The organism is Marinomonas sp. ABL3_031, from assembly GCF_056161265.1.
The window spans coordinates 25,757-46,817 of record NZ_JBSWYU010000015.1 but is presented as its reverse complement, the minus strand read 5'-3'; the positions used below and the strand labels follow the sequence as shown (position 1 = coordinate 46,817).

Genomic DNA, 21,061 nt, shown 5'->3' with positions numbered 1-21,061 from the left:
AAACAACAAGAATGCCAAGCTTTACACTTGCTAATCAGGCTACAACCGGACTAGGCTGGATACAAACGAGACAGCAATACTGGCACAGCCGTCTCAACTTTCAGTATTCGCTCTCCAAGGTGTACGGCAGACATACCCGATGCCAGCCACTTGGAGACTTCAAATTCATTCCAGCCACCTTCTGGACCCAGAGCCAACACACAGGGTTCCTGCAAATCCACTGGACAAGCACAGGCTTGATAGGGGTGAGCTAATAACCCCAATTTCCCTAACAATATATCCGGCAATTGATCTTCTACAAAAGGACGAAATCTTGGCACCATAGTATAGCTTGGCATGATGGTGTCTTTTGCCTGTTCTAACCCTTCCAATAAAATCTGATGAATCGACTCAGGCTGTAGCACTGGACTTTGCCAATAACTCTTTTCCACCTTAGCAGAATGAATCAAATACAATTCTTTAACACCCATAGCCGTAATATTATGCAAAGTCCGTTTTAACATATTGGGTCTAGGTAATGCCATTACCAGCACCATAGGCAAGGCTTTAGGCGGTGCCTGGGTAAGTTGCAAAGAATGAATGTGTGCAGGTAAATTTGCACTTGCTGCTTGGTATATTCCTTTTCCTAGATATCCACCTAATAAACCCACCCGTAATACCTCTCCCGACTTCGCCTTAATCACTTGATGAATATGCGATTGTTGACGCTCCGTCAGTGCATAACGCCCTTCAGACAAACTCAAGTTAGGTTGCAGTAAAATCAGATTCATATTCTTAAGTTTACACGAGAGGAAGGTTCGATAAATCGCGGCCATATATTATGACCGCGATAACAGGTTGATGGATTAATGACTTTGCTTAGATTCTTTCAGCAACAAAAGACTGCACTTGCGCTAATTCATTATCCAACACAGAGTAAGACTCTGTACGCTCAAACAAGTCTTTCATATGCTCTGGCAAACTAGGCGATTCACACGCGGCTTTTTCCACCGCTTCTGGGAATTTCACAGGATGCGCCGTCGCCAAGGTAATCATAGGCACTGTCTTGTCTTTCCAACATTGGCGAGCCGCTTCTAGACCAATTGCGGTATGTGGATCCAACAAATACTGTGTCTTAGCATGAACATCAGCAATGACTTCACAAGTGCGTTTATCATCCACCTTGTAACTGTCAAAATTCTCTTTTACATAAGACCAAGCTTGATCATTTAATGACACATCACCTTGATTAAAACGTGCCATCAAGTCATCAATCGCTGCGCCATCGCGACCATGAGCATCAAATAACAGACGCTCAAAGTTACTAGATACCATGATGTCCATACTTGGCGACAAGGTCACATTCAAGGCTTGGCGACTCATGTCATTTTCAGCAATCACGCGGTGCAAAATATCATTCTGATTAGTAGCAACCACCAACTGATCCACAGGCAAACCCATTTTCTTAGCCAAATAACCGGCAAAAATATCACCAAAGTTGCCTGTCGGTACTGAGAAAGAGACTTTACGATGAGGTGCACCAACCGCCAAAGCAGAGGAGAAGTAGTAAACAATTTGCGCCATAATACGCGCCCAGTTGATCGAGTTTACCGCACCAAGTTTAGCGCCTTTTAAAAAAGATTGATCCGCAAAGCTGGATTTCACCATGCCTTGGCAATCGTCAAAATTGCCTTTTACAGCAATATTGAAGACATTGTCATCAATAACGGTCGTCATTTGACGACGCTGTACTTCAGAAACGCGTTGATAAGGGTGTAAAATAAAGATACTTAGATGATCAGAATGACGACAACCTTCAATCGCCGCAGAACCTGTATCACCAGAGGTTGCCCCCATGATAACCAGTTTCTCATTACGCTGAGCCAATACATAATCCATTAAACGGCCTAACAACTGCAATGCAAAATCTTTAAAGGCTAAGGTTGGACCACGGAACAGTTCCAATACCCATTCGTTATTCCCGACCTGTACCATTGGCGCAATGGATTCATGATTAAAACTTGCGTAAGCATCATCAATCATGGCTTTGAAAGCGTCTTGTGGGATATCTCCCTCAACAAATGGCCACATTACTTTAAAAGCCAAATCTTGGTAGCTTAAACTGGCCCAAGAAGCGATTTCTTCCTTGCTGTAATGAGGCAAGGTTTCTGGAACATACAGGCCACCATCATTTGCCAAACCGGCTAACAAAACGTCACCAAATGACAAGGCAGGTGCTTTACCGCGAGTTGAAATGTATTTCATAGTATTCTCTCTTAAGCCAAGTTTTCGACACGGATACGTTGCACAGAACCCGCAACGTCCGGCAAGGCTTCAATGGCTGTAATCGCAGCATTCATATTGCGCTCTTTTACTTCATGCGTCATAACCACTAAAGGCACAAGATCACTGCCCTCACGCTCTCGCTGAATCAAAGATTCAATACTGATACCATTATGAGACAGAATCTGAGTGATATTGGCCAATACGCCAGCACGATCTTGAATCGTCATGTTCAGGAAAAAACCACATTCAATTTCTTCCACTGGCAAAATATTCGTATCAGACAAAGAATCCGCTTGAAAAGCCAAATGTGGTACACGATTAGTCGGATCGGCTGTCAAAGTACGAGCCACATCAATTACATCAGCCACTACAGAAGAACCGGTCGGCAAAGCGCCTGCTCCCGCACCATAAGTCAAGGTTGGACCAACAGCATCACCTTGCACCATGATGGCATTCATAACGCCATTCACATTAGCCAAAAGTTGTTTACGTGAAATCAAAGTTGGATGTACACGCAGTTCAATACCTTGTTTAGTTCGACGAGCAATACCAAGATGCTTCACGGAATAGCCTAGTTCATCAGCAAAGGCAACGTCTTCCGAGGTAATACGACTGATGCCTTCGGTATACGTCTTTTCAAACTGTAAGGGAATACCAAACGCAATGGATGCCAAAATAGTCAATTTATGTGCGGCATCAATACCTTCTACATCAAAAGTAGGATCCGCTTCGGCGTACCCTAATGCTTGAGCTTCAGCCAACACATCATCAAAATTGCGTTGTTTTTCACTCATTTCAGTCAAGATAAAATTACCTGTACCATTGATGATGCCCGCCAACCAATCAATACGGTTAGCCGAAAGGCCCTCTCGAACCGCTTTGATAATTGGAATTCCGCCAGCAACCGCGGCTTCGAAGGCAACAATAACGCCTTTTTCCTGTGCCTTGGCAAAAATTTCATTACCGTGCTCTGCAATCAAGGCTTTATTGGCTGTTACCACATGCTTGCCATTCTCAAGCGCCGTCATAACTAACTCTCTGGCCACACTGGTGCCGCCAATCAGCTCAAGAACAATATCAATCTCTGGATTATTAACCACATCGAAAATATCACGGGTCACATCAATGCCTGTCGTATCACATGCCTCATTGTCACGACGAGCTCCCACCTGCTCAATAACAATGCTACGACCAACGCGTCGTGTGATTTCTTCTGCATTTTTGAGCAGAATATTAAAACTACCGGATCCTACTGTTCCCAGCCCACAAATTCCGACTTTTACCGGTTTCAAAACATTACCCCACAGAGATGATTTCATGATTTATTGTTAGGTTTATAAAGCGTCTCATTATAACGCCAGAAGCGAACAAACCCAACGCAGAAAGAACTGAACTGGGCTCATGTTCAGTGGATTATTTTACAATAAGATTATAATCCAAGCCGAGCAGCCAATTCTTTTGGCGGCAAATATCCCGGTAAGAAAGTACCATTGTCTAATACGATACTGGGTGTACCACGAACCCCCAGCTCATTACCCAACTGATATTGATTGGCAACCGGGTTCGCACATTTATTTTCTGGCACATCTTGGCCAAGTTTGGCCTTTGTCATCCAAGCTTTTGGATCGTCTGAACACCAGATACTAACCATCTTACGATAAGCCGTCGAACCAATACCTGCTCTTGGATATGCCAAATAACGCACACTAATTCCCATCTCGTTTAATGTCGCCACATCGTTATGCAACATTCGACAATAACCACAATCAACATCGGTAAACACGGTAATGTGAGCTTTTTCATTAGCGGCTTTGAAAATCACCATGTCATTTTCAGGTAAGGATTCCACCTTCGCCATCTTGACCTGCTGGGTTTCATTCACCAGACCTTGCTCGCTGATTTTGTACAAATCACCAGCAATCAAATAGCGACCATTTTTGGTGGCATGTAAAGTTGGGCCATTTTGCAAATGCACTACATATAAACCCGCTTCTTCATGCCATTCCAATGAGTCGATGCTGTATTGTGGCAAAGCCGATTGCAGTGTTTGTCGTAGTTGAGTTTGATCTGCGTAACTGGAAGAGAAAGGAAGCAAGAAAGCGGCAGCGAAAAACACTCGTGCCCATTGCGCAAGGGTATGTTTCATGAAAACCTCAAAGACATATGAATGATCTCTATTAGGCCATACGATGGGTAGTTAGTTCCACAAAAAAAGGCGACTTGCGTCGCCTTTTTAAGGAAGAAGAAATTAGCGCTTAGCCAACTTCTCTTTAATACGTGCAGATTTACCAGAACGCTCGCGTAGGTAGTAGATCTTAGCTTGACGCACGTCACCGCGGCGTTTCACTTCAATACTCTCAACCAATGGGCTGTAAGTTTGGAAAGCACGCTCAACACCAACACCGCTTGAAATTTTACGAACAGTGAATGCTGAGTTTAGACCACGGTTACGCTTAGAGATTACAACACCTTCATAGGCCTGTAGACGCTCGCGTGAACCTTCTTTAACTTTAACTTGAACAACAACAGTGTCGCCAGGTGCAAACGCTGGGACTTCTTTTGTCATTTGTTCAGCTTCTAATTGCTGAATCAGTTTAGTTTTATTACTCATGGATGTGACTCCTAATAATATGGTTTCTTATCAAATCGAAGGCTCTTCTATTTGATAAGCTCGCAATTCCTACTCTGCCGAGGTTGAATCTTCAGTTTCGCGAATAAACTCTTCTAACAACTTTTGCCGTTCCTTGTCCAACTCAAGGTTCTGCAAAAGGTCTGGCCGGCGTTGCCAAGTTCTTCCGAGCTTCTGCTTTAAGCGCCAGCGTCTTATCTCCTCATGGTTGCCACTAAGCAGTACCGGTGGTACAGGCTCACCATTAAGTACTTCTGGGCGAGTATAATGCGGACAATCCAACAAACCATCAGCAAACGAGTCTTCCTCTGCTGAAGCCTGCTTTCCCAGTACGCCTGGCACCATCCGAAAGACAGCATCCATCAGTACCATTGCCGGCAACTCACCACCACTTAGGACAAAGTCGCCGATGGACCACTCTTCATCAATCTCAGACTGAATAAGACGCTCATCAACACCTTCATAACGACCTGCTACCAGAATAAATTCTGCTTGTTTAGCAAGCTGTTGCACGCCTTCTTGCGTCAGCGTACGCCCTTGAGGGGATAAATAAATAACTTTTGCGTTGGGTACAGTATTTTTTGCACTCGCAATCGCATCTTTGAGAGGCTGAACTTTCATCAACATCCCAGGACCACCACCATAAGGTCGATCATCCACAGTCTTATGACGGTCATGAGCAAAGTCACGGGGATTGACAAAATCCACCTCAACCAACCCAGACTTAATGGCTCTGCCCGTTACTCCGTATTGAGTAATGGCTTGAAACATCTCCGGAAAGAGCGATATAACGCTTACCTTCACGTAATTGACCTCAGCTTATCGATTAAAATTCCGGATCCCAATTTACCAGCATTTCTTGTTGTTCCAAATCAACATTGAGAACATACGTCTCTGGTACATAAGGAATCAGGCGTTCTTCACGATCAAAACTGCCTTCACACGCACGGACAACGACAACATCATTCGCACCGGTTTCCATAAGTTGAGAAACCTTCCCCAAGAGGACACCCTCTTTGGTAATTACCCTAAGACCTTCTAACTGACTCCAGTAAAAATCACCGTCGTCCAATTCAGGAAGATCTTTCGCATCGATATAAATGTCTAAGCCACAAATCTCTTTTACTTGATCCCTGTCGCTGTAACCTTTTATCGAGGCAACCAAACCACGCCCTTGTAGACGGCCTTGGCCTAACTCTACGGTTTTCCACCCACTTGGAGTGTTCAACCACCAATGCTTATAATCAAAGATTCCTTGCATCGGTTCAGTGTGCGAATACAACTTCACCCACCCTTTAACACCATAAACAGATGTAATGCGTCCAACCACAAGGGCTTGCTCTGGAGCGGCCACTTGCTTTACCTTAGACATAGCACTACCTCTGAATTAAGCGTTTTTGCTAGCTTCTTTAACAAGCTGAGCGGCACGGTCAGATAGCTGAGCGCCTTGGCTAACCCAGTGATTTACACGATCTAGATCGATGCGTAAACGTTCTTCTTGACCACGAGCAATAGGATTAAAGAAACCCAAACGCTCGATATAACGACCATCACGCGCACGACGGCTATCAGCCACGTTCAAGTGATAGAATGGGCGCTTCTTAGAGCCACCACGAGAAAGACGAATAGTTACCATATGATTGGTTCCTTATTGCTTAACGAAACACCTCTTGCCGAGTCCTTTTTGACTCATACTACAAGAAGGCGGCATATTCTAGTCTATAAAGCAGAAAAACAAAAGGGCGAATCACTCGCCCTTTTAATAAAAACCGTACTTTTTTTGCTAAAGCCAGAAAAAACAAGCCAATAGGCTTAAAACTTAGGAAATCCGCCACCCGGAAGACCACCAGGCATCATCCCCCCTAAACCTCGCATCATTTTTTTCATGCCACCTTTGCTACTGAATTTCTTCATCATCTTCTGCATTTGTTTATGCTGCTTTAGCAAACGATTCAAATCCTGAATTTGCAAACCCGCACCGGCCGAGATACGTTTTTTACGCGAACCATTAATCACATCAGGATTGCGACGCTCTGCTGGCGTCATAGAATTGATCAAAGCTTCCATGCGCACAAACATCTTATCATCTACTTGATCTTGAATATTGCCCAATTGCCCCATGCCCGGCAACTTGTCCAACATAGAACTCATGCCACCCATGTTTTTCATTTGTTGAAGCTGCTCTTTGAAATCTTCCAAATCAAAGCCTTTGCCTTTTTTCAGCTTTCCGGCCAGTTTTTCGGCTTTGTCCTTATCAATTTTTTGTTCCGCTTCCTCAATCAAGGACAGCATATCGCCCATCCCTAGTATGCGCGACGCTAGACGATCTGGATGAAAAGGCTCCAAAGCGTCGGTTTTTTCGCCCACACCTAAGAACTTAATTGGTTTGCCGGTAATATGACGCACAGAAAGCGCCGCACCCCCACGTGCATCACCATCCGTTTTGGTTAACACCACCCCAGTCAACGGCAGTACTTCACCAAAGGCTTTGGCCGTATTGGCGGCATCTTGACCTGTCATGGAGTCGACTACAAACAAGGTTTCAATGGGATTGACCGCCGCATGTAAGGCTTTAATTTCGGCCATCATGTCTTCATCAATTGCCAAGCGACCCGCGGTATCGACGATCACCACATCTTTGTGCGCTTTACGAGCGTAATCAATGGCATTATTGGCAATGTCGATTGGCTTTTGCGATAGATCACTGGCGATAAAATCAACGCCAATTTCATTGGCTAAAGTTTCAAGCTGCTTGATCGCAGCAGGGCGATAAACGTCCGCACTGACCACAGAAACCGATTTTTTCTCACGTTCTTTAAGGTATTTTGCCAGCTTGGCAGTCGACGTGGTTTTGCCCGCACCTTGTAGACCCGCCATCAAGATAACCGCTGGCCGAGCAGCACGCAGGTTCAGGCCGTCATTCGCCTGCCCCATAACAGTTTCTAATTCTTGTTTAACGATTTTAAGAAAGACTTGTCCCGGACTCAGACTCTTGGTGACTTCAGTTCCAACGGCCCTATCTTTTACTGCTGCGATAAAGTCTTTAACAACAGGTAAAGCAACATCGGCTTCTAGCAGCGCCATACGCACTTCGCGTAACACATCTTTGATATTGTCTTCGGTTAATTTGGCTTTTCCTCGAATTCGATCTAAGGAGGAAGTTAAGCGTTCCGATAAATTGTCGAACATATTGCCCTCAAATTTGGCTCAAGAATGGAAAAAAACCGACCGTTTCAGTTTATCCAAGGTGAAATTGGTTTTATTATAACGGATAAATGATTATCACCCTATACCTTTACTAAGCGGACAGCACAGTTTCATGACTCAAATATCCCTATGGTTAGCGTGCATTGCCTGCTTAATTGCGGGTGCAGTGTATTATTTCCGCCCACACCATCGCTTTACGCAAATGATTGGCGCATTGACCATTGCCTCTCATACCTTTGCTTTGATGCAATTACTGCTCAATCAAGATGGCTTTAACTTTCTTACCATAGGTCTGTTAATCGCATTAATTGGCAATACCCTATTATGGTTCAGCAATCGTGATAAAGATTTATCCCTATTAATTGGCGCTGCATTTCCTTTAAGCGCTACTATGATTGGATTAAACGCGATTCAACCTTGGGACTTACAGCAATTACACAGCCACTCGTGGGGAACGAGTGCACACATTTTGATTGCTTCTGTAGCTTACAGCTTATTTGCCAGCGCTTGTGGGGTTGGCATCCTTCTTTCCATGCAGGAGTACCAACTCAAACACCATAAGCTCAAACAATTGCTGCGTGTGCCGCCTTTACAAGTACTAGAACAATTGATGTTTGAATTCATTTGGGCCGCCTTCATTTTACTCACCATCACCATTTTCACCGGCTTCTACTTTATAGAAGATATGTTTGCACAACATTTGGTGCACAAAACTTTCTTTACCATTGCTTCTTGGTTTGTTTTCGCAGGCTTATTACTAGGTCGCCACATTGCTGGTTGGCGTGGTCAGTTGGCAGTTAAACTGACACTAAGCGGATTTTTCTTATTGATGCTAGGCTACTTTGGCAGTCGTATTGCATTACAAATCATACTGCAACCCTAAAGAAAACTGCTAAAGTATGTTTGACAGTGCGTTCTTAAGAACTAATAATTCCACTATCTTAATTATTGAGGCGATCCCTTCTTGAACGAAATACCCTTAAGTTTGCTCGGCGGCATCTTGGTTTTTTTGATTTTATTTTCCGCTTTTTTTTCAAGCTCAGAAACCAGCATGCTGTCGTTAAACAAATATCGACTCAAGCATCTCGTAAAGAACAAACATAAATCGGCCATAAAAGTCAGCTCGCTACTTGAACGTCCAGATCGACTTATTGGCGTTATTTTAATTGGCAATAACTTTGTCAACATACTTGCTTCCGCCATTGCTACCATTATTGCCGTAAGACTGTGGGGCGATGCCGGTGTAGCCATCGCGACCGGCGTACTGACATTGGTGATTCTTATCTTCGCTGAGGTTACGCCCAAAACATTCGCTGCTCTGTACCCTGAGAAGTTGGCATTTCCATTCTCATGGATTCTAGCCGTCATACTAAAGTTACTTTATCCATTGGTATTACTCGTTAACACGCTTTCCAATGGCTTACTGCGCATTTTTGGCGTACAAGCTCAAAGCAACAATCATGATAAATTGGACTCTGAAGAGCTGCGCACTGTGGTAAACGAAGCCAGCGGACTGATTCCTGCGGCCCACCAAGACATGTTGCTTTCTATCTTGGATCTCGAAAAAGTTTCCGTTGAAGACATCATGATCCCTCGCAATGAAGTCGTTGGCATCGATATTGAGGATTCCATCGAAGAGATTATTGAGCAAATTTGTCAAACTCGCCATACCCGCATGCCAGTTTACAATGGTGAAATCAACAAGGTCATTGGCATACTGCACGCCCGTCACGCCGCCATCTTCTTGCGTGACCCTTCACCATCAAAAGCGGCCTTATTAAAAGCCACGGTAGAACCTTACTTCATCCCCGAAAGCACTTCCTTAAATACGGTTTTGCTAAATTTCCAAAAAGACCACCAGCAAATGGGGGTAGTGGTTGATGAATATGGTGACGTACAAGGCATTGCCGCTCTAGAAGACGTCTTAGAAGAAATTGTGGGTGAATTTACTCAACCCACTCAAGACGAAGAAGAAGAAATCAAAACCTTGGATGACGGTTCATTCCGTATTGAAGGCTCTACTCATATACGAGAGATCAACAAAGCCCTAGAATGGCATTTGCCTACCGACGGGCCAAAAACACTAAATGGCTTGATCATTGAAACGCTTGAATTTATCCCTGAGCATCCGATCAGCTTATGGGTCGAAAACTACTTAATTGAAATCCAAGAAATTGAAGATAAAGTGGTAAAATACGCCAAACTTCAATTAAAGCGGTAAGGATGTACAGATGAGATACTGCCCCAAATGCGGTCACCAAGTTGATATGATGATTCCAGCAGGTGACAACCGTCCACGAGCAGTGTGTCCAAGTTGCCATCATATTGACTATGACAATCCGCGCCTCATAACGGGCACCATTCCTTTGTATCAAGGAAAAATACTGCTTTGTCGACGCAGCATAGAGCCACGCCTTGGCTACTGGACACTACCAGCAGGCTTCATGGAAAACCAAGAAACCACCAGCGAAGGCGCGTTACGAGAGACCTTAGAAGAATCTGGCTCTATCGCTCACTGTAAACAAGCCTTCAGCATGATTAGCATACCCAAGATCAATCAAATACACCTGTTCTATATTGCCGAGTTAGAAAGAGACGACTTCCATCCAACAGAAGAGAGTTCGGAAGTTGCCTTGTTCGCTTTAGATGACATCCCTTGGGATGATATGGCCTTTAGCAGCGTCACCAAAACACTCGAATTTTTCATAGAAGATCACAAAACTGGTCAATATGGTTTCCACGAAGACATCATTCGCATTAATTCCGTGCCCGACGAATACTAGGTGCTAACTGGAATCAAATGATAAGCCACTTCCTCATAAGGGTGCGTGGCAAGTAAAGCAGTCACCACAGGGTCTTTATACTGTTCCAACAACACCATTTCCACACGATACTCTTCAACTTGCTCAACCCTTCCGACACTACCAAGGTAAGGTTCGGCACCATCCTTTGGACAGAATTGCCCTTGTCCCAGTACTTGCCAGCAACATGCTTCATACTGCCCCATACGACCCGCGCCAGCGGCAAACACGGCCTTCTTAACAACTTCAAGGTGACTGATAGGCACATAAAACACTAGCGAATACATTGCGACTTCCTTCAGTTCAAATAGCAGAGTAATGACTAAATCAAGCTCATTTGCTCTAACGTATCAGGCAAAATCAGCTGTTTTTGAATCAAAGCACCATTGGCCACCAACTTATCATCCAACCAAGATGCCAGAGTTGGCGCCGCGATATTGTCAGAGGAATGCACAAATACAGTGGGACTTAACCCTTGCTCTAACCACTGTTTTATCTTTGCAGCCCATTGATCCAGCCAAACATGATTACTCGCTAAATCAGGGTGCCCAATATAGCGAACCACGGGATGCCTTGCCGTGACAACAGGGTGACAGGGCACTCTTGGTTTCTTTTGTTGAGCGTCCGCCAGACTGTCATTATAGGCAGGCGTTGAAAATACCGGACGCGAGTCCATTATCACTCGATCCACATGACGATCGGACAAGGCATTCAAAAAAGCCGCTTCGTATTGACCTTTATCAAAAAATTCCAAATGACGCACCTCAACACATAAAGGTGTGCCGAGCTGCCATTCCTCCAACAACGCCTGAATAAAGGGCAGTCGCTCTGCTGCCAAGCGCCCCGGCAATTGCAGCATGCTTGGTCCCAACTTAGGAAGAAGCGGCGCTAACGTATCTTGAAAAGCCAACCAATCATCACGTATTGCTTGCCATGGACGTTGCGCTGAAGCATGAGAAATCTGTTGCGGCACCTTGAAACAAAAGCGAAAATTTTCTCCCACTTGACCAAACCAGCGCAATAATTGCGAATCCGCCACAGGTGCATAAAAAGTACTGCCGACTTCAACCGAGGAAAAAACCTTAGCGTATTCTGCCAGCCGCTCACCACTGGGCACGGCAGACGAATACAACCAATCCACCCAAGCTGAATGCTGCCACTGAGCCATACCGTATAAAATCGTCATAGAGTAATGGGGCGATATTCCACACGCTCAATACAATAGCGTTTTTCCCCTTGCGCACGACGAATCATCACCTCATCACCCTCTTCTTTTTTCAACAATGCTTTTGCCACTGGTGAATCCATACTGATGTAATCCACATGATGATCCAACTCATCTGGCCCCACAATCCGAAAACACTCCTGCTGCCCAACGTCGTCTTCTAGTGTGACCCAGGCACCGAAAAACACCTTACTTTGATCATCCGGAATGCGATCCACTACCTTACAATGATCCAGACGCTTTTCTAAATAACGTACCCTACGATCAATTTCTCTCAGCTGCTTTTTGCCATAAATGTATAAGAACCCCATATCGAAACATACTATGAATCGCCACTAGTTAGCTAGACACCTTTTAGTTTATTAAAACTGCTATGCATACCTATGAGTTTTTATAGGTTAATCATATATTTGAGAGATAATTAGCTTGCTCATGAATCCAATCTCTAAATAGCTTGACCTTAGGGCGATGTGCAGAAGACTCTGTAGTTACTGTGTAATAACTTAGTTCAGCAGATCTAGCTAAGTTGAGCGGACGTACTAACTTTCCTGATTTAATTAACTGCGCAATTAAAGCTCCTCGGCCTAATGCAATTCCACATCCTTCTACCGCAGCATTTATCATCAATGCTGCATTGTCAAAATATAGATTAGAAAAGGAATTTATGTCTTGATAGTGTTCATCCTTAATCCATCGCTTCCAATTCATGCTAGATTCAAATTCATTAACGTTTAAATCATGTAATAAAGTATGCTTTAACAAATCTTTGAACCCTACTACAGGATTATCAATTAAAATCGAAGGGGAGCAAACTGGGCTAACTACTTCTCGAAGGAATCTTTTTGAGTTATAGCCAGGGAAGTTTCCATTGCCATGTACTAGCCTGATATCCACATGACCTAATTTTAAGTCAGGTGCTTTCTCACTAGATAAAATATGCAAATCTATCTGTGGGTGTAACTTTGAGAAGTCCTTCAGGATAGGTAATAACCAAAACTGTGCCAAAGAGGGAGCAATATTAACAACTAACTTCCCGCTAAGTCCTTCTGATTTCATATTTGTCAGCCCTCGTTCGAAATGCTCTATGCCATTTTGGACTTCAATTAGCAACTCTGCTCCTGAATTGGTTAGTTCTAATCGCTTTGGGAACCTTAGAAAAAGTTTTGCATTTAGTAATTCTTCGAGAGACTTAATCTGATGACTGACCGCGGCTGGAGTAATATTTAGCTCATGAGAGGCGGCAGCAAACCCTCCTAATCTAGCTGCCGCTTCGAATGTCCTTAAGTAGTTAAATTTTTGAAATTTCATCTAAATATCCTTATCAAGAAATGAGTTGGTGTACTCATTGTATTGTTGAGAATTATATCTTTTAAGCTAAAGGTTGCCATGAGGCTGTAGAGTCATTCCAGTAGCATGCACAGCAGCCCTAAATTTACTGATGCGCTAAGCGATTTGATCAAAGCGAATTTTCCCAGTTTGGGGATTGTAGTGATTCTGCTTTAAGTTGCTTCCAAGCAACTGTTTCACTCGATACATAGCCTTTCAGCTATACAGTGCTTGCTGCAACCAGGCTCCTTCTTCCACATCTTATTTGAACCATGAATTTATTGTCCAGCTACAGCAACTTTTCGAGGTTGTCCTTTCTCCCAAAATGCAGTCACCTTTGTAGTGGTCAACTAATTCCGGACAGTAAATTAGGTTGGCCCTCTGCTTTGGCAGGTGGCATCTGTAGTGGCATAGTAAATTTGGCCACCTAATTAGAGGTGATACACTCACCTCATAGATAAAACAGGTGAACCAATGACTAAACCAAGACGACCGAACTTTAGCCCCGAGTTTCGCTTAGATGCTGCAAAGCTAGTCTTAGAACAAAACTACAGTGTTATTGAAGCTGCCGAAGCCATGGGGGGGGAAATCCACCATGGATAAATGGGTGAGACAATTTCGATCAGAGCTACGTGGTGAATCTCCTAAAGCAACACCAATGACGGATGAACAGTGACGAATTCGGGAGTTAGAGAAGCAAGTCAAACGCCTTGAAATGGAAAAAGACATACTAAAAAAGGCTTCAGCTCTCTTAATGTCGGACGAGCTGAAAGGTTTGCGCTAATTCAGCGGCGACAAGAGAGCTATCCTGCTAATCACTTATGTCAGCTGTTCAGCGTACACCGCAGCAGTTACAGATACTGGCGAGATGAAGCGATTGGTGAATCACCTGCACGTCTTCTGCTGAAGGAAAAAGTGCGAGAAGCCTTTGAGGTCAGTAAGGGGTCAGCAGGTGCTCGTACTATCGCAGCAATTGTCTCTCAAGATGGAACCGATTTGAGTCGTTATGTCGCAGGTAATTTAATGCGTGAACTTGCTTTGGTTAGCTGTCAGCAGTCGAAGCATCGTTATCAACGCGCATCACAAGAGCATCCTGTTGCTCCTAATTTGCTTGCTCGTCAATTTACTGTCGACGCTCCAAATAAGGTTTGGTGTGGTGATATAACCTATATTTGGACGGGCAAACGATGGGCTTACTTAGCTGTAATTTTGGATTTATACGCAAGAAAACCTGTTGGTTGGGCGATGTCCTTGAACCCGGACAGTGAGCTTGTTAGCAAGGCTCTAACGATGGCCTACGAATTAAAAGGCAAACCTAAAGAGTTGATGTTCCATTCTGATCAAGGCACTCAATATACGAGTTTAAAATATCGCCGTTTATCGTGGCGATATCAGATTAAGCAGAGTATGAGTCGCCGAGGGAACTGCTGGGATAATGCACCAATGGAGCGATTCTTCAGAAGTTTGAAGACCGAATGAATGCCGGAATTAGGCTATCGGACTTTTTTAGAAGCAAAGCAAGCAATCACAGATTATATAGTCGGCTACTTCTGTCCAATAAGGCAGCATCGGCACAACAACATGATGTCACCTAATAGAGTGGAAGAACTGTACTGGAAAAACTATAAAACCGTGGCCAGTTTTACTTGACCACTACAGTCGCACTTCGGAATTGAATCCGCGAATGACTTAGCCTTTCAAATCGTAAGTTTTATTATTTCATTTCATTAAATTACTAAAAACTTAAGTATTACTAAATGCTTCACAGCACTTGTCTTTATTAGGGTGATGTACCTCATTGAATGGGGTCTATCTAACTAGTGGCGATTCACATAGTCCAATTAGTCATCTCCTTTTTGATATTCACTGATACAGCAGACCTCAATAAGATTTATTGGATCTAGAAAAAACAGCCAGTAAAAATACAAGACTTATTTTTTCTAATGCTATAGAAAAGGATATGTAGTTCGTACATAACAATTTTCTATTGTATCGTTTATGTATAACTTTCAAACCACTTATAAATATGGTGAGTTACTCGCCCCCTGTAGTAAGGATTGTAAAGTTTATAGTATATATGGGGTGTGAAGTTGTAGAGGGTGTTTTTAGGCTCAACAAAAATAACGGTTGATTGAAGTTGTTAGTTAAAATAATGGAGCTAGATATTATGGAAGTACAAAATATCAAGGAAGTTCAAAACTTGACTATTGAGTCTGAAGTCAGAAGTTATAGTCGATATTTCTATGACACCTTTAACTCAGCAGACGGTTCTATCGTAAATGGTGAATCAGGTAAAAGTTATATAGATTTTCTTTCTGGCTGTGGAGGACTTAACTATGGCCACAATGATAGAGACATACAAGCATCAATAATCGAATATCTTAAAAGTCAGGGAATTGTTATGTCGATGGACATGTCAACAAAAACTAAGGAAGAGTTTTTAAGTAGTTTTCAACAAATTATCCTAAAGCCGAGATCATTGGATTATAAAGTTCAATTCACGGGGCCAACTGGTGCAAACGCCGTGGAAGCTGCAATAAAGCTGGCTCGAAAGGTAACAGGTAGAACAAATGTAATTGCATTTACCAATGCTTTTCATGGCTGCACTTTAGGAGCCTTATCCTTAACCGGAAATAGTCACCATAGACAATCCTCTACAAGCCTACTTAATCAGGTAACAAGGCATCCTTATGATGGATATCTTGATCCTTCAATCGACACGGCTGAATACCTAGAAAAATTAATTGAAGACCGTTCCTCAGGAATTGATCTACCTGCTGCGATAATTGTTGAATGTATTCAAGGTGAAGGTGGGCTAAATGTCGCAAGTAAAGAGTGGTTGATTAAGTTACGCAAGATTGCTACTGAAAATGAAATAATCTTAATTGTCGATGATATTCAAGCTGGTTGTGGGCGTCGAGGTACTTTTTTTTCTTTTGAGGAGCAAGGTTTTATACCGGATATAATTGTCTTAGCAAAGTCATTATCTGGATATGGTTTGCCACTTTCCTTAGTTCTCTTTAAGCCAGAATTAGATCTATGGGAACCAGGAGAGCATAACGGTACGTTTAGGGGAAATAACCTAGGATTCGTGTCAGCGACAGCCACATTAAAGAAACATTGGACCACAAACTATTTGACTTTAGAGGTCAAGCGAAAAGAAAAAATATTCAAGTCATATTTGAAAGAGCTGGAAATAAAATATGGCTTTGAAATTAAAGGTTGTGGATTAATTATCGGAATTGATACGAAACTCTCAGAATATAGTAAAACTATTAGAGATGTTTGCTTTCAAAATGGATTAATTATAGAGACTTGTGGCCCTGAAGATACAGTAATTAAGTTTCTTCCCGCTTTAACAATACCCGACAAGCTATTAAATGAAGGCTTAAAAATATTATCAGAAAGTATAAAGATTGTAATGGATTTATACTCTAAAAAAATTAGTGTATAGCAAAATTATCGTGAGAGTTTTATGAAAATTGAATTAGAAAAAGAAGTGGTCAAAAAGTCAACATTAGGGCTGAATAAATACTCGCTTGAAGAAATAGCTTTTTTTCAAAAGGAATTTTTATCGAAAGGTTTTACTCGTCTGCCAAAATTATTATCAACCGAACTTTTAAAAGAGTTACTTATTGAGAGTGAAAATATTGTGAAGCTCAATGGTAAAAATAAAAACTTACTAATGAAAAGCACAAATGACACGCCAAGAATTATGCGGACAGTTGGGCAAGATGTTATTTCTAAAAAAAGTAAAATAATACCAGAGCTTTATGCATCTGACTTCATCCCGGATTTAATGTCTGCCATTGTCGATGAGAAAGTGTTCAGAGCACCCTGGCCACCAGAAGAGTTCGTTTTGTCTAATCTAGTTAGAGACGGCGATACTCACGGTTGGCACTGGGATGATTATTCCTTTGCTATCGTTTTATACCTTAAGTCTCCTGAAATTAATCAAGGTGGTTTTGTTCAGACATGTGCTGGAGGCACTTGGGACAAAAGTAACCCTAAAGTAAACGAAACGCTATTAAATGGATCTATTCTAACGCATCGATGTGAGGCAGGAGATGGATATATTCTTAACGCTAAAAAAAACCTTCACCGTGTTACTCCAATTTGTAATGGTGGGGAGAGGTTGATTATAAATATGACATGGGCAAGTTCTGAAGATCTCAAAGAAAATTTAACCCATGAGACTAACGACATTTTATTCGCAAATTAATACCAGGACTAATTTAATGAAATATAAGAAACAACCTAGGGAAGAACTTTATGAAAGACTCCATAAATACTTACAGCCTTATATAACTTGGCTTAGTGGAATACCATCAGGCTTTGAAAAATATAACTTAAAACTAAACTCATTTGCAGTTATAGCTCTGGCTGTATTGTCAATATCAATTGGCTTTTTATTTATTTATTCAGCAATTAGTGTAGCCGGTTTATATGGTGGTCTGAGCTATTTTATCGGTTTTTGCTTTGTTTCAGGCGGGATGAGAAGACTTGATGTTTTAATAATACATCAGTCTTTACACAACAAAGTATTTTCTTCAATAAAATGGAATAAATATATTGGAGAATTTTTAACAATAATGCTTATTAGGACACCGTATGAAAATAATAAAAAAGGACATTTGGGACACCATCGTTCACCTTGTGATGAAAGTGATGAAGATATTATTTTTCTTAAAGAAGCGGGTATATATCTTCAAAAAAGCAGAGCAAAACTTTATATAAAAATACTTTTAACAGTGTTTTCTCCTTTTTTTCATTTTAGGTTTATCTGGTATAGATTGAGCGCTAATTTATTTTCTGACACATCTAAATTAAGAAAATTATTTTTTGTGTTCTACCTGTCTAGTCTGATAACTATATCTGTTACCTTTGGTTATGAATTAAATATACTACTCTACTGGATAGTGCCTCTAATTTTTGGATTTCAAATTTCTAATTTCCTATATACATTGACAGAGCACAGATGGTGGTTGTTTAAGAATGAAAAAGCTAGAAGTAGGGAAAATAAAGACCAACTTTCATTTGCCAGAGTTTGTTGTTCTATTCCGCCTAAAAATGGTAACTGGGTTCTTTGGTGGTGTGAGGCTATATTTATCCATACACCTGTAAGATTGTTTATCGTTGTAGGTGACACTGTTCAACATGACTTACACCATGTTGCTCCTGGCTGCGATTGGCCCAATTCAATGATAGAGCGCGCTTATCATTTTAATAAAACACCGGAAAGATTTACGGAAGTTTGGGGCGGTTTTTTTGCTCATGTAGAAGAAGCTAATTTGGAAAAGGGGGTAACATGTTTAAAAGTAGTTCAATAGAACAACCATATGTATTTTCAACCTTAATAGGGATTATATCAGGATTATGTGCAGCAATTATTTGGGGGTTATGGCCTGTTATAACTAGATATGGTGTGACAAATGAATTCTCAGCTGAAGATATTGTAGTAGTAAGGTTTATATTTGCAGGTATCGCATTAACTCCTTTTTATTTTAGTAGAAAAGTATATAAGAGCATTTCCATTTCACGTTCAATTATTTTGTCTACAACTGCTGGTGCTATATATGTATATGTTTCATCTCTAGGATTGAAATTTGTTCCAGCTGGACACTTAGGAGTAGTGGAAACTGGAACAATGTTAGCATTGAGTGCTATAGGTGGTTTTTTTATTTTGAAAGAGGAAAAAAGCCAAAACCAAATTTTTGGTTATATTTTAGTTTTCTCTGGAATGTTAACTATCAATTGGCAAAGCCTCTCTATCTCTGACAAAAATGTAATTCATGGAGATATGTTACTTGTTTTAGGTGGTGCTTTATGGGCTGTATATACCGTTCTATCTAATAAATGGGCTCTAAATTCTTGGGATGCTGTTATTGCAGTTTCCTTTTGGTCACTTATAACATGGGTTCCATTTTTCATTATTTATTCTGACATTTCATTTACCACTAAAGACTTAAATGGTTGGTTAGCTCAGGGAATAAGTCAGGGACTTGTGGCTGGGATTTTAGGTTTATGGTCTTATTCATTGGCAGTTAAGAAGCTTGGAGCAGCCCGCGGATCTCTTTTTGGTGCTTTAGTTCCTGCAATAGCATCAATAGGTGGCTTTTTATTTTTATCTGAAGTTCCTACTATTTATGAATTTATTGGTGTGGTTCTAACAACCATTGGTATTGTTATTTCTATGAAAGGGAAAGTTAATGAGTAAATTTATAAACATCGCAGTTATAGATAAAACAGGTCGAGGCCATGCGATTTGTGAGAGCCTACTATCTAATAATGAAAATTTATATATTCATTATATACCTGGAACTGGAGGGGTATTCTCACCAAGAATAAAGGTGGTTGATGATATTATAGTTGAAGATGCAAAGGCCATTTCTTATTACTGTAAAAATAATAAGGTTGAGCTTATATTTGTTTCTCATATAGATGCATTAAAAAATGGCGTTACCGATACCTTAAGAGAAAACGGTTTTAAAGTATGTGGGCCTTCTAAATCAGCAACTTTGCTAGAAAGTAGTAAATTGTTTTGTAAGGAAATTTGTGAGAGTGAAAATATCCGAACACCACTTTCAAAAGAATTTAATTGTCTATATGAACTTGTTGATTTTTTAAAAAATAGAGGCAGTGTAGATTATTTTGTCAAAGCCGATTGGCTAACAAGGAATGGGAATGGGGCATTCTTAGTTAAACCAGATGAGAAATTACATGTTATTCTAGAAAAAGTAGATCTAATATGTAGTCAAAACCCAGATAATCCATTTAAATTTATTATCGAGGAATATCAAAACGGAGTTGATTTTTCTGCTCACTATTTTTTAAACACACATAGCATTATTGAGCTTCCATCTTCTATGGATTATAAAAAAAGTCTAGAAAAAGATAAGGGCGATAATTGTGATGGAATGGGAAGTATATCTCCACATCCTTTTGACAGTAGTAGCATTAGAAATAAGATCAAAGAAAATATACTGAAACCGCTGTTATCCGGACTTGCAAAGAGAGGAGTGACATTTAACGGTCCAATATATTTGGGATTGAGAATAGACAATCAAGGAGCCCCCGTTTTAATTGAAGTTAATGCAAGGCTTGGTGACTCAGAGTCGGAAGTTATTTTCCCAAGGATTAATTCAGATTTATCTAAATTAATTTATGATATAGCATCTGAAAAAGGAATAAGAAAATCAATAATTGTAAATGAAAAACATTGCATGACAATAAGTCTGGTTACTGGATCAGTGACTAGCGATAATAATGAAAAAGAGGACAAGTCTACTTTTTGGCCAAATAGCAATGTTCCAACCAATGAAGTAGTTAATTATAGGCCACATCTACTAAAAAATGATGTTAGAGTTTATTGGGCCAATGTTAAGATGAAAAATGAATCATGTATTGAGACAACAGTAGGCCGTATTGCTCATATTTCAGCTTTAGGGCAGACTCTAGAAGAAGCAGCTTATTCAATATATAGCTCCACAGATTCAGTAGACTTTAAGAGTAAGCGTTTCAGAACAGATATTGGTAATTTTTATTTTGAAGTTCCTAGTGTCGCGTGATGTAGTATACAAGCTTAAACATTTATTTAAGAGATGTGTA

At 41.2% G+C, this 21,061-nt stretch carries 20 protein-coding genes and 2 pseudogenes; 9 read left to right on the top strand and 13 right to left on the bottom strand.

Translation table 11 applies throughout. From position 1 onward, the window contains the following. Positions 1–50 precede the first annotated feature (50 nt). The 9 genes from ACXAH2_RS15110 to ffh form a co-directional block, all read right to left on the bottom strand. Positions 51–770, bottom strand: coding sequence for a 16S rRNA (uracil(1498)-N(3))-methyltransferase (locus ACXAH2_RS15110; protein WP_475079652.1), 720 nt, complete (start codon positions 768–770; stop codon positions 51–53). 88 nt (positions 771–858) lie between these two features. Beyond that, positions 859–2,244, bottom strand: coding sequence for a threonine synthase (gene thrC / locus ACXAH2_RS15105; RefSeq protein ID WP_475079650.1), 1,386 nt, complete (start codon positions 2,242–2,244; stop codon positions 859–861). 11 nt (positions 2,245–2,255) lie between these two features. Then, entirely contained in the window at positions 2,256–3,557 is a 1,302-nt protein-coding gene (locus ACXAH2_RS15100; protein ID WP_475079721.1) for a homoserine dehydrogenase, read from the bottom strand. Positions 3,558–3,694: 137 nt separating this feature from the next. Beyond that, entirely contained in the window at positions 3,695–4,411 is a 717-nt protein-coding gene (locus tag ACXAH2_RS15095; RefSeq protein ID WP_475079648.1) for a thioredoxin fold domain-containing protein, read from the bottom strand. 102 nt (positions 4,412–4,513) lie between these two features. Beyond that, a complete protein-coding gene (gene rplS, locus ACXAH2_RS15090) occupies positions 4,514–4,876 on the bottom strand; it encodes a 50S ribosomal protein L19 (RefSeq protein WP_353669611.1) in 363 nt (120 codons plus the stop codon). Between the two features lie 69 nt (positions 4,877–4,945). Then, positions 4,946–5,698: a tRNA (guanosine(37)-N1)-methyltransferase TrmD gene (gene trmD / locus ACXAH2_RS15085; RefSeq protein ID WP_475079647.1), complete on the bottom strand. Its 753-nt coding sequence runs from the start codon at positions 5,696–5,698 to the stop codon at positions 4,946–4,948. 22 nt (positions 5,699–5,720) lie between these two features. Beyond that, complete coding sequence (rimM, locus tag ACXAH2_RS15080; RefSeq protein WP_475079645.1) at positions 5,721–6,266, bottom strand: ribosome maturation factor RimM; 546 nt, start codon at positions 6,264–6,266, stop codon at positions 5,721–5,723. Positions 6,267–6,281: 15 nt separating this feature from the next. Beyond that, positions 6,282–6,530 carry a 30S ribosomal protein S16 gene (gene rpsP, locus ACXAH2_RS15075; protein ID WP_475079643.1) on the bottom strand — a complete coding sequence of 83 codons (249 nt, stop codon included), beginning with the start codon at positions 6,528–6,530 and terminating at the stop codon, positions 6,282–6,284. Positions 6,531–6,706: 176 nt separating this feature from the next. Then, positions 6,707–8,083: a signal recognition particle protein gene (gene ffh, locus ACXAH2_RS15070; protein WP_475079641.1), complete on the bottom strand. Its 1,377-nt coding sequence runs from the start codon at positions 8,081–8,083 to the stop codon at positions 6,707–6,709. Positions 8,084–8,213: 130 nt separating this feature from the next. On the opposite strand from ffh, the gene ACXAH2_RS15065 reads away from it, so the two are divergent. The 3 genes from ACXAH2_RS15065 to ACXAH2_RS15055 all read left to right on the top strand — a co-directional run bounded on the left by ACXAH2_RS15065 (position 8,214) and on the right by ACXAH2_RS15055 (position 10,884). After that, a complete protein-coding gene (locus ACXAH2_RS15065) occupies positions 8,214–8,984 on the top strand; it encodes a cytochrome C assembly family protein (RefSeq protein ID WP_475079639.1) in 771 nt (256 codons plus the stop codon). 81 nt (positions 8,985–9,065) lie between these two features. Then, complete coding sequence (locus ACXAH2_RS15060) at positions 9,066–10,322, top strand: HlyC/CorC family transporter (RefSeq protein WP_475079637.1); 1,257 nt, start codon at positions 9,066–9,068, stop codon at positions 10,320–10,322. A 10-nt stretch (positions 10,323–10,332) separates the two neighbouring features. Further along, on the top strand, positions 10,333–10,884 hold the full coding sequence (locus tag ACXAH2_RS15055; protein WP_475079636.1) for an NUDIX hydrolase: 552 nt from the start codon (positions 10,333–10,335) through the stop codon (positions 10,882–10,884). On the opposite strand, the gene ACXAH2_RS15050 is transcribed toward ACXAH2_RS15055, so the two are convergent. The 4 genes and pseudogenes from ACXAH2_RS15050 to ACXAH2_RS15035 form a co-directional block, all read right to left on the bottom strand. Beyond that, entirely contained in the window at positions 10,881–11,189 is a 309-nt protein-coding gene (locus ACXAH2_RS15050; RefSeq protein ID WP_475079634.1) for a YqfO family protein, read from the bottom strand. The two genes, ACXAH2_RS15055 and ACXAH2_RS15050, sit on opposite strands and share 4 nt — an antisense overlap. 35 nt (positions 11,190–11,224) lie before the next feature. Continuing rightward, on the bottom strand, positions 11,225–12,070 hold the full coding sequence (locus ACXAH2_RS15045; protein WP_475079633.1) for a DUF72 domain-containing protein: 846 nt from the start codon (positions 12,068–12,070) through the stop codon (positions 11,225–11,227). A gap of 14 nt (positions 12,071–12,084) precedes the next feature. After that, positions 12,085–12,426: pseudogene (locus tag ACXAH2_RS15040) on the bottom strand (GreA/GreB family elongation factor); the annotation flags it as partial. A gap of 103 nt (positions 12,427–12,529) precedes the next feature. Continuing rightward, positions 12,530–13,435, bottom strand: coding sequence for a LysR substrate-binding domain-containing protein (locus ACXAH2_RS15035; protein ID WP_475079632.1), 906 nt, complete (start codon positions 13,433–13,435; stop codon positions 12,530–12,532). 492 nt (positions 13,436–13,927) lie between these two features. Between ACXAH2_RS15035 and ACXAH2_RS15030 the strand changes: the two are divergent. The 6 genes and pseudogenes from ACXAH2_RS15030 to ACXAH2_RS15005 all read left to right on the top strand — a co-directional run bounded on the left by ACXAH2_RS15030 (position 13,928) and on the right by ACXAH2_RS15005 (position 21,021). After that, positions 13,928–15,103, top strand: a pseudogene (locus ACXAH2_RS15030) (IS3 family transposase). A 517-nt stretch (positions 15,104–15,620) separates the two neighbouring features. Beyond that, a complete protein-coding gene (ectB, locus tag ACXAH2_RS15025; RefSeq protein WP_475079630.1) occupies positions 15,621–16,907 on the top strand; it encodes a diaminobutyrate--2-oxoglutarate transaminase in 1,287 nt (428 codons plus the stop codon). Positions 16,908–16,928: 21 nt separating this feature from the next. Next, positions 16,929–17,675, top strand: a complete 747-nt coding sequence (locus ACXAH2_RS15020; protein WP_475079629.1) for a HalD/BesD family halogenase — start codon at positions 16,929–16,931, stop codon at positions 17,673–17,675. Positions 17,676–17,691: 16 nt separating this feature from the next. After that, positions 17,692–18,783 (top strand): fatty acid desaturase, encoded by a 1,092-nt coding sequence (locus ACXAH2_RS15015; RefSeq protein WP_475079627.1) that lies wholly within the window; start codon positions 17,692–17,694, stop codon positions 18,781–18,783. Then, a complete protein-coding gene (locus ACXAH2_RS15010) occupies positions 18,762–19,670 on the top strand; it encodes a DMT family transporter (protein WP_475079625.1) in 909 nt (302 codons plus the stop codon). Before ACXAH2_RS15015 ends, ACXAH2_RS15010 begins: the two co-directional genes overlap by 22 nt. After that, entirely contained in the window at positions 19,663–21,021 is a 1,359-nt protein-coding gene (locus tag ACXAH2_RS15005) for a phosphoribosylglycinamide synthetase C domain-containing protein (protein ID WP_475079623.1), read from the top strand. Before ACXAH2_RS15010 ends, ACXAH2_RS15005 begins: the two co-directional genes overlap by 8 nt. The last annotated feature ends 40 nt before the right edge of the window (positions 21,022–21,061 follow it).

Coding starts and splice junctions, on each gene's coding strand:
- ACXAH2_RS15015 (WP_475079627.1), top strand. CDS start 17,692: ATGAAATATAAGAAACAACCTAGGGAAGAACTTTATGAAAGACTCCAT.
- ACXAH2_RS15095 (WP_475079648.1), bottom strand. CDS start 4,411: ATGAAACATACCCTTGCGCAATGGGCACGAGTGTTTTTCGCTGCCGCT.
- ACXAH2_RS15055 (WP_475079636.1), top strand. CDS start 10,333: ATGAGATACTGCCCCAAATGCGGTCACCAAGTTGATATGATGATTCCA.
- ACXAH2_RS15050 (WP_475079634.1), bottom strand. CDS start 11,189: ATGTATTCGCTAGTGTTTTATGTGCCTATCAGTCACCTTGAAGTTGTT.
- rpsP (WP_475079643.1), bottom strand. CDS start 6,530: ATGGTAACTATTCGTCTTTCTCGTGGTGGCTCTAAGAAGCGCCCATTC.
- ACXAH2_RS15035 (WP_475079632.1), bottom strand. CDS start 13,435: ATGAAATTTCAAAAATTTAACTACTTAAGGACATTCGAAGCGGCAGCT.
- ACXAH2_RS15065 (WP_475079639.1), top strand. CDS start 8,214: ATGACTCAAATATCCCTATGGTTAGCGTGCATTGCCTGCTTAATTGCG.
- ectB (WP_475079630.1), top strand. CDS start 15,621: ATGGAAGTACAAAATATCAAGGAAGTTCAAAACTTGACTATTGAGTCT.
- ACXAH2_RS15020 (WP_475079629.1), top strand. CDS start 16,929: ATGAAAATTGAATTAGAAAAAGAAGTGGTCAAAAAGTCAACATTAGGG.
- rplS (WP_353669611.1), bottom strand. CDS start 4,876: ATGAGTAATAAAACTAAACTGATTCAGCAATTAGAAGCTGAACAAATG.
- ACXAH2_RS15010 (WP_475079625.1), top strand. CDS start 18,762: ATGTTTAAAAGTAGTTCAATAGAACAACCATATGTATTTTCAACCTTA.
- ffh (WP_475079641.1), bottom strand. CDS start 8,083: ATGTTCGACAATTTATCGGAACGCTTAACTTCCTCCTTAGATCGAATT.
- ACXAH2_RS15110 (WP_475079652.1), bottom strand. CDS start 770: ATGAATCTGATTTTACTGCAACCTAACTTGAGTTTGTCTGAAGGGCGT.
- ACXAH2_RS15045 (WP_475079633.1), bottom strand. CDS start 12,070: ATGGCTCAGTGGCAGCATTCAGCTTGGGTGGATTGGTTGTATTCGTCT.
- ACXAH2_RS15005 (WP_475079623.1), top strand. CDS start 19,663: ATGAGTAAATTTATAAACATCGCAGTTATAGATAAAACAGGTCGAGGC.
- thrC (WP_475079650.1), bottom strand. CDS start 2,244: ATGAAATACATTTCAACTCGCGGTAAAGCACCTGCCTTGTCATTTGGT.
- rimM (WP_475079645.1), bottom strand. CDS start 6,266: ATGTCTAAGGTAAAGCAAGTGGCCGCTCCAGAGCAAGCCCTTGTGGTT.